Annotated in this window: 10 protein-coding genes and 1 tRNA gene; 10 read left to right on the top strand and 1 reads right to left on the bottom strand. The window is 48.2% G+C overall.

Annotation, left to right across the window (positions count from 1 at the left end; translation table 11 throughout):
• Nucleotides 1-882: TerC family protein (locus HMPREF3022_RS04750; RefSeq protein WP_070765190.1), on the top strand; the 882-nt coding region annotated here is incomplete at its 5' end.
• A 63-nt stretch (nucleotides 883-945) separates the two neighbouring features.
• Here the strand turns inward: HMPREF3022_RS04750 and HMPREF3022_RS04745 are convergent.
• Nucleotides 946-1,344 carry an Ag473 family lipoprotein gene (locus tag HMPREF3022_RS04745; protein WP_070765189.1) on the bottom strand — a complete coding sequence of 133 codons (399 nt, stop codon included), beginning with the start codon at nucleotides 1,342-1,344 and terminating at the stop codon, nucleotides 946-948.
• A gap of 182 nt (nucleotides 1,345-1,526) precedes the next feature.
• Here HMPREF3022_RS04745 and HMPREF3022_RS04740 point away from each other — a divergent pair.
• From HMPREF3022_RS04740 to cas2, 9 genes are all read left to right on the top strand, one after another.
• Nucleotides 1,527-1,602 (top strand) — tRNA-Lys (locus HMPREF3022_RS04740).
• Between the two features lie 301 nt (nucleotides 1,603-1,903).
• A complete protein-coding gene (gene aldA / locus HMPREF3022_RS04735; protein WP_070765188.1) occupies nucleotides 1,904-3,346 on the top strand; it encodes an aldehyde dehydrogenase in 1,443 nt (480 codons plus the stop codon).
• Nucleotides 3,347-3,484: 138 nt separating this feature from the next.
• A complete protein-coding gene (locus tag HMPREF3022_RS04730) occupies nucleotides 3,485-4,060 on the top strand; it encodes a hypothetical protein (protein WP_049331868.1) in 576 nt (191 codons plus the stop codon).
• Nucleotides 4,061-4,118: 58 nt separating this feature from the next.
• Nucleotides 4,119-4,262, top strand: coding sequence for a helix-turn-helix domain-containing protein (locus HMPREF3022_RS11295; RefSeq protein ID WP_239669544.1), 144 nt, complete (start codon nucleotides 4,119-4,121; stop codon nucleotides 4,260-4,262).
• 198 nt (nucleotides 4,263-4,460) lie between these two features.
• Nucleotides 4,461-5,972, top strand: a complete 1,512-nt coding sequence (gene lysS, locus HMPREF3022_RS04725) for a lysine--tRNA ligase (RefSeq protein ID WP_049331866.1) — start codon at nucleotides 4,461-4,463, stop codon at nucleotides 5,970-5,972.
• Between the two features lie 262 nt (nucleotides 5,973-6,234).
• The gene (locus HMPREF3022_RS04720; protein WP_049331862.1) at nucleotides 6,235-7,659 is read left to right on the top strand and encodes an alanine/glycine:cation symporter family protein; all 1,425 of its coding nucleotides are present in this window, start codon (nucleotides 6,235-6,237) and stop codon (nucleotides 7,657-7,659) included.
• 269 nt (nucleotides 7,660-7,928) lie between these two features.
• On the top strand, nucleotides 7,929-11,174 hold the full coding sequence (gene cas9 / locus HMPREF3022_RS04715) for a type II CRISPR RNA-guided endonuclease Cas9 (protein ID WP_049331861.1): 3,246 nt from the start codon (nucleotides 7,929-7,931) through the stop codon (nucleotides 11,172-11,174).
• A 66-nt stretch (nucleotides 11,175-11,240) separates the two neighbouring features.
• The gene (gene cas1 / locus HMPREF3022_RS04710; protein WP_049331857.1) at nucleotides 11,241-12,155 is read left to right on the top strand and encodes a type II CRISPR-associated endonuclease Cas1; all 915 of its coding nucleotides are present in this window, start codon (nucleotides 11,241-11,243) and stop codon (nucleotides 12,153-12,155) included.
• On the top strand, nucleotides 12,148-12,474 hold the full coding sequence (gene cas2, locus HMPREF3022_RS04705; protein WP_049331855.1) for a CRISPR-associated endonuclease Cas2: 327 nt from the start codon (nucleotides 12,148-12,150) through the stop codon (nucleotides 12,472-12,474). The genes cas1 and cas2 overlap by 8 nt, the downstream gene beginning before the upstream one ends.
• Nucleotides 12,475-12,635: the final 161 nt, after the last annotated feature.

Raw genomic sequence — 12,635 nt, 5'->3', positions numbered from 1 at the left:
AAAAAAAACGGCGCCCACAAAGTCAGCATCAAAGAAGCCCTCGCCTGGAGCGGCATTTGGGTGGCCGTATCCTGCACGTTTGCAGGCTGGCTCTATTTTGAACTGGCGGGCAACCCAACTTACGGGGCCGTTGTCGCCAAAGAAAAAGTCCTCGAATTCTTCACCGGCTATGTGCTTGAAAAATCCCTTGCCGTTGATAACATCTTCGTTTTCCTGATGATTTTCGGCTACTTCAAAGTCGAACCCAAATTCCAACATCGCGTCTTGCTCTATGGCGTATTCGGCGCCATCGTCCTGCGCGCCATCATGATCTTCATCGGCGCAGCCTTGGTACAACAATTTGAATGGATTTTGTACCTCTTCGGCGCATTCCTCTTATACACCGGCATTCACATGATGAAGCCCGAAGCCGAAGCTGAAGAAGACCTTTCCCAAAACAAGATCCTGACCCTGCTCAAAAAAGTCATCCCGACCAGCCAACAGTTTGACGGTGAAAAATTCTTTACCATCGAAAACGGCAAACGTATTGCTACGCCGCTTTTGCTGGTATTGATTATGATCGAATTGAGCGACGTCATCTTCGCCGTGGACAGCATCCCCGCTATTTTTGCCGTAACCACCGACCCTTTCATCGTCCTCACTTCCAACATTTTTGCCATCTTGGGCCTGCGTGCCATGTACTTCTTACTGGCAGACTTTGCCGAACGCTTTATTTTCCTCAAATACGGCTTGGCTTTCGTATTGAGCTTTATCGGCATCAAGATGCTGATTATGCACTGGGTGCATATCCCGATTTCCATTTCGCTGTCCGTCGTCTTCGGCGCACTGGGTGCGTCCATCCTGACTTCTTTGGTGTACACGCGTCAGCAAGAGAAAAAATAATCTGCCGATATAAAAAGGCCGTCTGAACATTTCAGACGGCCTTTTCAAATATCAAACACCAGCTTATTTAGCAGCGTCTTTCAATTTGTCGGCAGCTTCTTGAGTCGCATCGGCTGCTTTACCCATAGCGTCTTTAGCTGCGTCTTTGGCAGCATCTTTAGCATCAGAAACTGCATCTTTAGCTTCTTCAACCGCTTTACCGGCAGCATCTTTTGCGTCAGAAACTGCTTTATCTGCAGTTGCTTTAGCATCTGCAGCAGCGTCTTTAACATCAGAAACAGCTTGCTCAGCTGCACCTTTGGCTTCAGAAGCAGCAGCATCAACAGTAGAAGCTGCATTTTCAGCAGCAGTGTTTACATCGGAAGCAACAGCAGAAGCCGCCTCTTGGGTTTCTTTTTTCGCTTCTTGTGTACACGCCGCCAAGCCGGCTACCATCATCGCAGCAATCAATAATTTTTTCATGTTGTATATCCTTTGGTCTAAAAAATATCCATCAGAACTGACAGATTAGATAATCATAACATAATAAATGCTCAAAAAAGGAAGAATTAACGCCAAATGACAGCCGATTTACGTTTTTTGAAAAAAATTTCAAAAAAACAGTTGACGAAAAGAAACAAGCTCCCTATAATGCACAGCTTATCGGGTCGTTAGCTCAGTCGGTAGAGCAGCGGACTTTTAATCCGTTGGTCGAGCGTTCGAATCGCTCACGACCCACCAAATATGAAAACCTGCTTTGAAAAAAGCAGGTTTTTTTTATATTCTCCATCAAGCCTTTCTTCACTTGATACCTCCCTTATTATCAACATCAATAATATTCGAGCTTTGTCACAATGCTGTTATAGATGTAACTGAAAGCATCACAAACCTCTTGAATCAATCAAACCCAACTCCTCACCCAACATCTTTTTCTAAAAACTTCCAAATACCTACCATCAACCCATGCCAAATCCTCTTGTATGCCAGACAATTTAGGCATAGACTAAAACTACATCCAACTACAACAACAGGAGAAGGTTTGATGAAACAACTGTCTATGTATATCAACGGCCGCTTTGAAACCGACTTTAACGATACATGGCGTGATGTATTGAATCCGGCAACCGAAGAAGTCATCGCGCGTGAGCCTAAAGGTGGAAAAGCCGATGTTGATCGTGCTGTTGCCGCAGCCAGAGATGCACAAACTACATGGGAGCGTTTGCCTGCCGTTGAACGCGGCGCATACCTGCGCAAAATTGCCCAAGGCATCCGCGAACGTGCCGACGAGCTGACGGATACTATTGTTGCCGAAGGCGGCAAAACCAAAGATTTGGCACGCATAGAAGTTATGTTCACTGCCGATTATCTCGACTACCAAGCCGAATGGGCGCGCCGTTATGAAGGTGAAATCATCCAAAGCGACCGCCCGCGCGAAAATATTTTATTGTTCAAACGTCCTTTAGGCGTGATCGCCGGCATTTTGCCGTGGAACTTCCCATTCTTCCTGATCGCCCGCAAAATGGGCCCGGCTTTGGTAACAGGCAATACCATCGTCGTCAAACCGAGCAGCGTAACCCCGATTAACTGTCACATTTTTGCTGAAATCGTTCACGCTTCAGGCTTACCGGCCGGCGTATTCAACGTCGTCAACGGCCCAGGCGCAGAAATCGGCAACGCCTTGGCATCGCATCCGCAAGTCGATATGGTCAGCCTGACCGGTTCTGTCGATGCAGGCCGCCAAGTGATGGAAGCTGCCGCCGCCAACATTACCAAAGTCTCACTGGAACTGGGTGGCAAAGCCCCTGCCATCGTTTTGAAAGACGCGGATTTAGACTTGGCAGTGAAATCCATCTTGGCTTCTCGCGTCGGCAACACCGGCCAAATCTGCAACTGCGCCGAACGCGTATATGTCCACAGCAGCCTGAAAGACGCGTTTATCGAAAAAATGACCGCCGCCATGAAAGGCGTGCGCTACGGCAACCCGGCCGAAGCCGAACCCGGCGCACTGGAAATGGGCCCGTTGATTGAAGAACGCGCCGTAAAATCCGTTGCCGAAAAAGTCGAACGCGCAGTTCGACAAGGCGCAACTTTGGTTTGCGGCGGCAAACGTGCCGACGGCAAAGGCTACTTCTTCGAACCTACCCTGCTGACCGATACCGACAACAGCATGGACATCATGAAAGAAGAAACCTTCGGCCCAGTCCTGCCGGTTGCCACTTTCGACACACTCGATCAAGTCATCGCCCTGGCAAACGACAGCGAATTCGGCCTGACCAGCTCCGTCTATACCACCAATCTGAATGAAGCGTTTTATGTAACCCGCCGTCTGCGTTTCGGCGAAACCTACATCAACCGCGAAAACTTCGAAGCCATGCAGGGCTTCCATGCCGGTTGGAAAAAATCAGGTATCGGCGGCGCCGACGGTAAACACGGTTTGGAAGAATATCTGCAGACCCAAGTTGTTTATTTAGAAACCGATATCTAACCGCCGACACGGCCCTTCATGAAACAAAAGGCCGTCTGAAACCGATTTTTCAGGTTAAACTGCACCCAAAAAGTTGCCACTCCAACTAACAAGGTGCAGTTTTTTTATAACTAATTTTTATTAAATAGGAAAGTAACCATGTTGCACAAAATCGGGATAATGAGCGCGTTGATCTTGGGTCTTGCTATGCCAGCTGCTGCCGAATGTTTGATTCAAAAAGACAGTATCGGAGGAATTAAATTGGGGCAAAACTTGAAGCAGGTAAAACAGAAATTTCCGAAAGCAAAAATGGATAAAACAAGCGATGCCGATGGCGTGTCTTTTGTTGCCATCGCACTGTCTAAAGACGTCTTGATTTTCGCTTCTCAAGATGGGGAAGATGATCCTGATACCCCTATAAAACTGCATAAAAAAATTAATTTTTTGGAAACCGATTCTCCTACCTGTCACACGACTTCAGGTGTACACCCGGGCATGAAGATTAAAGACGCAGAAGCCAAGCTGGGCAAAGTCAAAGGAATCCAACTATCAGAAATCGAAGCGCGTGAATACGCAACATTTGCCCGCCAACCGAAACATTTCGGATTTATAGTAGAACAGGGGGCAGGGATTTATCCGAGTAAAGGTGGAGCACCGAATCAAACTCGGCGTTACCGTCAAACGGCACGTATTGAAGCAATTTCCGTATCTCAATCCCGAGGTTTTGATAATTGAAGAGCAAGATATTAGACAGAATGAACTACACCCCCAAAGTTGCCCTCCAACTAACAAGGTGCAGTTTTTTATATCCCTATATGCATTACACTTCAAATACCAAGACCAATACCACATCTCACGCACCCATCTGCAACGTTGGATAACCGCCTATCAGGAAAGCGGCATCGGCGCACTCAAACCCTTCAGTCCAAAATCATGACCGACCACTGCAAAAATCCCTTCATCGCCGACAAGCCGATCACAAAAATACAGTTTTTTGGGGGCAGTTCAGGTTTCAGACGGCCTTTCTGCCTTTATAGAAAAAAACACCGACATCGCGTAAAATAGAGCCAATTTTTCACTTTATTCAGGCCGTCTGAAAACTCCGGCAGCCTGACTCATTTTTCCGGAAAACACCATGAGCGAACAAAACAATCCTCAAATCGAGCCGCAGTTGGACGAAAACCAAATCATCGCCCTGCGCCGCGAGAAACTGCACAACATCCGCAAAGAACGCAACGCCTACCCTAACGATTTCAAACGCGACAGCTTTGCCGCCGACCTGCATACCCAATACGGTGAAATCAGCAAAGAAGAACTCGACCCGCAAGGCATTCCTGTCAAAGTGGCCGGCCGCATGATGCTCAAACGTCAAATGGGCAAAGCCAGCTTCGCCACCATTCAAGACGTTACCGGTCAAATCCAGCTTTATTTGAACAACAAAGGCGTGAGCCAAGAAGTTTTGGACGACTTCAACCACTGGGACCTGGGCGACATCGTCGGCGCGGAAGGTACTTTGTTCAAAACCAACCACGGCGAATTGACCGTGCGCGTGTCCAACATCCGCCTACTGTCCAAATCCCTGCGCCCTCTGCCGGACAAACATAAAGGCTTGAGCGATCAGGAAACCAAATACCGTCAACGCTACGTCGATTTGATTGCCAACGAAGAATCGCGCAATACGTTTATCAAACGCAGCCAAATCATCCAATCCGTGCGCAATTTCATGGTCAACGAGCATTATTTGGAAGTTGAAACCCCGATGATGCACCCGATTCCGGGCGGCGCGACAGCGAAACCCTTTGTGACCCACCACAACGCTTTGGATATTCCGCTCTACCTGCGCATTGCTCCCGAGCTGTATCTGAAACGCTTGGTTGTCGGCGGCTTGGAACGCGTGTTTGAAATTAACCGCAGCTTCCGCAACGAAGGTATGTCTGTGCGCCACAACCCTGAATTCACCATGATCGAATTCTACGAAGCCTTTTCCGACTACGAACGCATGATGCAAATGGCGGAAGACATCATCCGCAATGCTTCCCGCGCGGTAAACGGCACGGCAAAAATCAGCTACAACGGCAAAGAAGTCGATTTGGAAAGCCCGTTTGAGCGCCTGACCATTCTCGAAGCCATCAAAAAATACAATCCGCACTACACCGATGAGCAGTTAAACGATGAAGAATGGCTGAAAAAAGAAATCGTCAAACACGGCGAAAGCCTGCCTCCGTCTCCGGGTATCGGCAGCCTGCAACTTGCCCTGTTTGAAGGTTGCGCCGAGGGCAAACTGTGGAACCCGACTTTCATCATCGACTACCCTGTCGAAGTGTCGCCATTGGCACGCGCATCCGACAGCAAACCGGGTTTGACCGAACGCTTCGAGCTTTTCGTTGTCGGCCGCGAACTGGCAAACGGCTACTCCGAGTTAAACGATCCGGAAGACCAAGCCGAACGCTTCAAGGCGCAAGTGGCGCAAAAAGACGCTGGCGACGACGAAGCCATGCACTATGATGCCGACTACATCCGCGCCATGGAATTCGGCTTGCCGCCGACCGGCGGCTGCGGCATCGGTATCGACCGCTTGGTAATGTTGCTGACCGATTCGCAAACCATCCGCGACGTGATTCTGTTCCCGCAAATGCGTCCCGAATAACGCATTGAAATAAAATCAAGGCCGTCTGAAAACAAGACTCTGTTTTCAGACGGCCTTTTTGTTCAAATATGTAAAACAGAAAAATTAAAATCGATAATTCCTTTACATTATAATAATAAAATCCCATGATAATCAAAAGCATAATATAAAAAAGAATATGTAAACGTTTTTCAGTTTGTTGACAGTCTGCTAGAATACATCCAATTACAGACAGCCCACACACACAGGCCGTCTGAAAATGCAAAAACTCTGAAAGGTTTGTATGGATCAATTTTTCGAACAGCTTCACGGCTGGGTAAACGACATCAACGACCCAATGTGGTCGGGGTTGGTATATATGCTTTTAGGCGCAGGCCTCTTTTTCACCGTTACCACCGGTTTTGTACAATTCCGCCTCTTCGGCCGCAGTATCAAAGAAATGCTGGGCGGTCGCAAACAAGGTGATGATCCGCACGGAATCACACCGTTCCAAGCATTTGTTACCGGCCTGGCCAGCCGCGTAGGCGTTGGCAACATCGCCGGGGTGGCGATTGCCATCAAACTCGGCGGGCCGGGCGCGGTATTCTGGATGTGGGTAACTGCCTTAATCGGCATGAGTTCGGCGTTTGTCGAATCTTCACTGGCCCAACTCTTTAAAGTCCGGGACTACGACAACCACCACTTCCGCGGCGGTCCTGCCTACTACATAACTCAAGGCCTGGGACAAAAATGGCTGGGCGTTTTGTTCGCCCTGAGCCTGATTTTCTGTTTCGGCTTTGTATTTGAAGCCGTACAGACCAATACCATCGCCGATACCACCAAAGCGGCATGGGGCTGGGATCAACACTATGTTGGTGTCGCCCTGGTCATTCTGACTGCCCCTATTATCTTCGGCGGTATCCGTCGCGTATCTAAAGCCGCGGAAATTATCGTTCCGCTGATGGCGGTTTTATATCTCGTCATAGCACTCTTCATCATTGCTACCAATATTTCCCTGATTCCTGACGTGTTCGGTCAGATTTTCTCCAACGCGTTCAACTTCGATTCGGCTGCAGGCGGTTTCCTCGGCGGTCTGATTTCGACCACCATGATGCAGGGTATCAAACGCGGCCTGTATTCCAATGAGGCGGGTATGGGTTCCGCGCCGAACGCCGCAGCCGCAGCCGAAGTGAAACACCCCGTCTCCCAAGGCATGATTCAAATGCTGGGCGTTTTCGTCGATACCATCATCGTCTGCTCATGCACCGCCTTTATCGTCTTGACCTATCAACAGCCTTACGGCGACCTGAGCGGTGCGGCGCTGACCCAAGCGGCAATCGTCAGCCAGGTAGGCGAATGGGGCGCGGGCTTCCTTGCTGCCATCCTGTTTATGTTTGCCTTCTCAACCGTTATCGGCAACTATGCCTATGCCGAGTCCAACGTCCAATTCATCAAGAGCCATTGGCTGGTTACCGCCGTTTTCCGTATGCTGGTTTTGGCATGGGTCTACTTCGGCGCAGTTGCCAACGTACCCTTGGTATGGGATATGGCAGACATGGCCATGGGTATCATGGCATGGATTAACCTCGTTGCCATCCTGCTCCTGTCACCACTTGCCTTCCTGCTGTTGAAAGACTACACAGCCAAGCTGAAAATGGGTAAAGACCCAGAGTTCAAACTCTCTGAACACCCGGGCTTGAAACGCAAAATCAAATCCGATATCTGGTAAAACCAAAGGCCGTCTGAAATTTCAGACGGCCTTTTTAATCCCTGCCATTTAGACAAAACGATGCCCCTTAAAGCAGAAGCCTTAAGGGGCAGAGCGTTGCGGCACATCTTTTCAGACGGCCTTATTGTAGCAACGTTTCTCATTTCGCAGTGCAACAATATGTTCAAATTCTAATTCCAAATCGACACCCAGTCAAGCATTTCATTTGCATGGTAATACTTACCTAGGATATATTTATACTTACCAAACATCATATTACGGAGAAACCGATGGCTGCATTCAAACCCAACCCAATCAACTACATCCTCGGTCTCGATATCGGCATCGCATCCGTCAGCTGGGCGATGGTAGAAATTGACGAAGAAGAAAACCCCATCCGCCTGATTGATTTGGGCGTGCGCGTATTTGAGCGTGCAGAAGTTCCGAAAACAGGTGACTCTCTCGCAGCGGCAAGACGCTTGGCACGCAGTGTTCGCCGCCTGACCCGCCGTCTCGCCCATCGCCTGCTTCGAGCCCGTCGCCTATTGAAACGCGAGGGCGTATTACAAGCCGCCGATTTTGATGAAAACGGCTTGATTAAATCCTTGCCGAATACACCATGGCAACTTCGCACAGCCGCATTAGACCGCAAACTGACGCCTTTGGAGTGGTCGGCAGTCTTGTTGCATTTAATCAAACATCGCGGCTATTTGTCGAAACGGAAAAATGAAGAGCAAACTGCCGATAAGGAGCTTGGGGCTTTGCGTGCAGGTATGAAGAGTAACACTCAAGCCTTAAAGACAGGCAATTTCCGCACTCCGGCCGAATTGGCTTTAAATAAATTTGAAAAAGAAAGCGGCCATATCCGCAACCAGCGCGGCGATTATTCGCATACGTTCAGCCGCGAAGATTTACAGGCGGAGCTGGTTTTGCTGTTTGAAAAACAAAAAGAATTCGGCAATCCGCATGTTTCAGACGGCCTTAAAGAAGGTATTGAAACCCTGCTGATGGCGCAACGCCCTGCTCTGTCCGGCGATGCCATTCAAAAAATGTTGGGGCATTGCACCTTCGAACCGACAGAGCCGAAAGCCGCTAAAAACACCTACACAGCCGAACGTTTCATCTGGCTGACCAAGCTGAACAACCTGCGTATTTTAGAGCAAGGCAGCGAGCGGCCATTGACCGCTACCGAACGAGCCACGCTTATGGACGAGCCATACAGAAAATCCAAACTGACTTACGCACAAGCCCGTAAGCTGCTGGGTTTAGAAGATACCGCCTTTTTCAAAGGCTTACGCTATGGTAAAGACAATGCCGAAGCCTCGACATTGATGGAAATGAAGGCCTACCATACCATCAGCCGTGCGCTGGAAAAAGAAGGATTGAAAGACAAAAAATCTCCATTAAACCTTTCTCCCGAATTACAAGATGAAATCGGCATGGCATTCTCCCTGTTCAAAACCGATGAAGACATTACAGGCCGTCTGAAAGACCGTATACAGCCCGAAATCTTAGAAGCGCTGTTAAAACACATCAACTTCGACAAGTTCGTCCAAATTTCCTTGAAAGCATTGCGCCGAATTGTGCCTCTAATGGAGCAAGGCAAACGTTACGATGAAGCCTGTGCCGAAATCTACGGAGACCATTACGGCAAGAAAAATATGGAAGAAGAGATTTATCTGCCACCGATTCCCGCCGATGAAATCCGTAACTCAGTCGTCTTACGCGCCTTATCTCAAGCCAGAAAAGTCATTAACGCCGTTGTACGCCGTTACGGCTCCCCTGCGCGTATCCATATTGAAACGGCAAGGGAAGTAGGCAAATTGTTTAAAGACCGCAAAGAAATCGAAAAACGCCAAGAAGAAAACCGTAAAGACCGGGAAAAAGCCGCCGCTAAATTCCGAGAGTATTTCCCCAATTTTGTCGGCGAACCCAAATCCAAAGATATTCTGAAACTGCGCCTGTACGAGCAACAACACGGCAAATGCCTGTATTCGGGCAAAGAAATCAACTTAGGCCGTCTGAACGAAAAAGGCTATGTCGAAATCGACCATGCCCTGCCGTTCTCGCGCACATGGGACGATAGTTTCAACAATAAAGTGCTGGTATTGGGCAGCGAAAACCAAAACAAAGGCAATCAAACCCCTTACGAATACTTCAACGGCAAAGACAACAGCCGCGAATGGCAGGAATTTAAAGCGCGTGTCGAAACCAGCCGCTTTCCTCGCAGTAAAAAACAACGGATTCTGCTGCAAAAATTCGACGAAGACGGCTTTAAAGAACGCAATCTGAACGATACGCGCTACGTCAACCGTTTCCTGTGCAAATTTGTTGCCGACCATATGCTGCTGACAGGTAAAGGAAAAAGATGTGTTTTTGCCTCAAACGGACAAATTACCAATCTATTGCGCGGCTTTTGGGGATTGCGCAAAGTGCGTGCGGAAAACGACCGCCATCACGCCTTGGACGCAGTCGTCGTTGCCTGCTCAACCGTTGCCATGCAGCAGAAAATTACCCGTTTTGTGCGCTATAAAGAGATGAACGCGTTTGACGGTAAAACCATAGATAAAGAAACAGGAGAAGTGCTGCATCAAAAAACATACTTCCCGCAACCTTGGGAATTTTTCGCACAAGAAGTCATGATTCGCGTCTTCGGCAAACCAGATGGCAAACCCGAATTCGAAGAAGCCGATACCCCAGAAAAACTGCGCGCGTTGCTTGCCGAAAAATTATCATCTCGCCCCGAAGCCATACACGAATACGTGACGCCACTGTTTGTTTCACGCGCGCCCAATCGGAAGATGAGCGGGCAAGGCCATATGGAGACCGTCAAATCTGCCAAACGACTGGATGAAGGCATCAGCGTGTTGCGCGTACCGCTGACACAGTTAAAATTGAAAGACTTGGAAAAAATGGTCAATCGGGAGCGTGAACCTAAGCTATACGAAGCGCTGAAAGCACGGTTGGAGGCACATAAAGACGATCCTGCCAAAGCCTTTGCCGAGCCGTTTTACAAACACGATAAAGCAGGCAACCGCACTCAACAGGTAAAAGCCGTACGCATAGAGCAAGTACAGAAAACCGGGGTATGGGTGCGCAACCATAACGGTATTGCCGACAACGCAACCATGGTGCGCGTAGATGTGTTTGAGAAAGGCGACAAGTATTATCTGATACCGATTTACAGTTGGCAGGTAGCGAAAGGGATTTTGCCGGATAGGGCTGTTGTACAAGGAAAAGATGAAGAAGATTGGACAGTAATGGATGATAGTTTTGAGTTTAAGTTTGTACTTTATGCGAATGATTTGATTAAAGTTCAACTTAAGAAAGATTCTTTCTTTGGCTATTTTATTGGACTTGACCGCGCCACAGGACAAATTTCTCTTCGACATCATGATTTAGATAAGTCAAAAGGTAAAGACGGCATATATCGAATCGGTGTCAAAACCGCCCTTTCATTCCAAAAATACCAAATTGACGAACTGGGCAAAGAAATCAGACTATGCCGTCTGAAAAAACGCCCGCCTGTCCGTTAAATTAATCTATCCCTGTTTCAGATGGCCTGAAGCAGGGATTTTTTATATAAAAATAAGGGGAAAAACATGACTTGGCGTAGCCTGCTTATTCAAAACGGCGGCAAACTATCCTTGCAACGCCGGCAACTGCTGATTCAACAAAACGGCGAGTCCCATACCGTACCATTAGAGGACATCGCCGTTATCATCATCGAAAACCGTGAAACCCTGATTACTGCCCCGCTTCTGTCAGCCTTAGCCGAGCATGGTGCAACCCTGCTGACCTGCGACGAGCAGTTCCTGCCCTGCGGACAATGGCTGCCTTATGCCCAATATCACCGCCAACTTAAAATCCTCAAGCTGCAGCTAAATATAAGCGAACCCTTAAAAAAGCAATTTTGGCAACATATCGTCCGCCAAAAAATCCTGAATCAAGCATTTGTCGCAGACGAAACAGGCAATGATCTTGCAGCCAAACGGCTGCGCACTTTGGCAGTCGAAGTCCGCTCAGGCGATACAGGAAACCGTGAAGCCCAAGCTGCCGCCCTCTACTTCCAAGCCCTCTTTGGGGAAAAGTTTACCCGTAATGACAACAACGCCGTCAATGCCGCATTGAATTACACCTACGCCGTGCTCCGTGCAGCAGTTGCACGCGCCCTGACCTTATATGGCTGGTTGCCCGCATTAGGCTTGTTTCATAGAAGCGAACTAAATCCATTCAACCTCGCCGATGACTTTATCGAACCCTTACGTCCATTGGCCGACCTGGTCGTTATACATTTGCATGAACAAGGCCGTCTGAAAACTGAACTGACACCCAACCTCAAACAAAACCTTATAAAGATCCTTCACTATCAAATCTGCATCGAACGGCAACATTTCAGCACCTTGGCTGCCATCGACAAAATGATTTCTTCATTTCAAGCCAGCGTAACTAACAAAAACGCTAAACAGCTGAAACTGCCTGAAATCTTGCCATTGAAAGAATACCAATATGAGTGAGGCTAAATTTATGAGGATTATCGTCTTCTTCGACCTACCTGTTACCACGGCGGCCAAGCGCAAAGCCGCCAATCAATTCCGCCAGTTCCTATTAAAAGATGGATACCAAATGCTCCAACTTTCCGTATACAGCCGTATTGTCAAAGGTCGAGATTCGTTGCAAAAACACCACAATAGGCTATGTGCAAACCTACCGCAAGAAGGCTCAATCCGCTGTTTGGAAGTAACAGAAAAGCAATATGCCACCATGAAACTGCTGTTGGGAGAGCTGAAAATCCAAGAAAAAAGGGTAAATTCCGACCAACTATTATTATTTTAAGGCTGCTTTTTTAGACAAAATAAAACGGGAAACCCCTATAGAATAAGGGTTTCCCGTTGAAGTATTGTAGCACTGCGAAATGAGAAAGGGAGCTACAACGGGGTGTATCGATGAGTAATTTAGGGGCTTATTGTAGCACTGCGAAATGAGAAAGGGAGCTA

The organism is Neisseria sp. HMSC065C04, assembly GCF_001815375.1.
GTDB classification, from domain to species: Bacteria; Pseudomonadota; Gammaproteobacteria; order Burkholderiales; family Neisseriaceae; genus Neisseria; species Neisseria flavescens_D.
Note: the sequence above shows the minus strand (reverse complement) of the source record. Positions and strands in the feature narration are given on the sequence as shown.

Excerpts from the sequence above, each read along its gene's own strand:
- lysS (WP_049331866.1), top strand. The coding sequence starts at position 4,461 with ATGAGCGAACAAAACAATCCTCAAATCGAGCCGCAGTTGGACGAAAAC.
- HMPREF3022_RS04720 (WP_049331862.1), top strand. The coding sequence starts at position 6,235 with ATGGATCAATTTTTCGAACAGCTTCACGGCTGGGTAAACGACATCAAC.
- cas9 (WP_049331861.1), top strand. The coding sequence starts at position 7,929 with ATGGCTGCATTCAAACCCAACCCAATCAACTACATCCTCGGTCTCGAT.
- HMPREF3022_RS04730 (WP_049331868.1), top strand. The coding sequence starts at position 3,485 with ATGTTGCACAAAATCGGGATAATGAGCGCGTTGATCTTGGGTCTTGCT.
- cas2 (WP_049331855.1), top strand. The coding sequence starts at position 12,148 with ATGAGTGAGGCTAAATTTATGAGGATTATCGTCTTCTTCGACCTACCT.
- aldA (WP_070765188.1), top strand. The coding sequence starts at position 1,904 with ATGAAACAACTGTCTATGTATATCAACGGCCGCTTTGAAACCGACTTT.
- cas1 (WP_049331857.1), top strand. The coding sequence starts at position 11,241 with ATGACTTGGCGTAGCCTGCTTATTCAAAACGGCGGCAAACTATCCTTG.
- HMPREF3022_RS04745 (WP_070765189.1), bottom strand. The coding sequence starts at position 1,344 with ATGAAAAAATTATTGATTGCTGCGATGATGGTAGCCGGCTTGGCGGCG.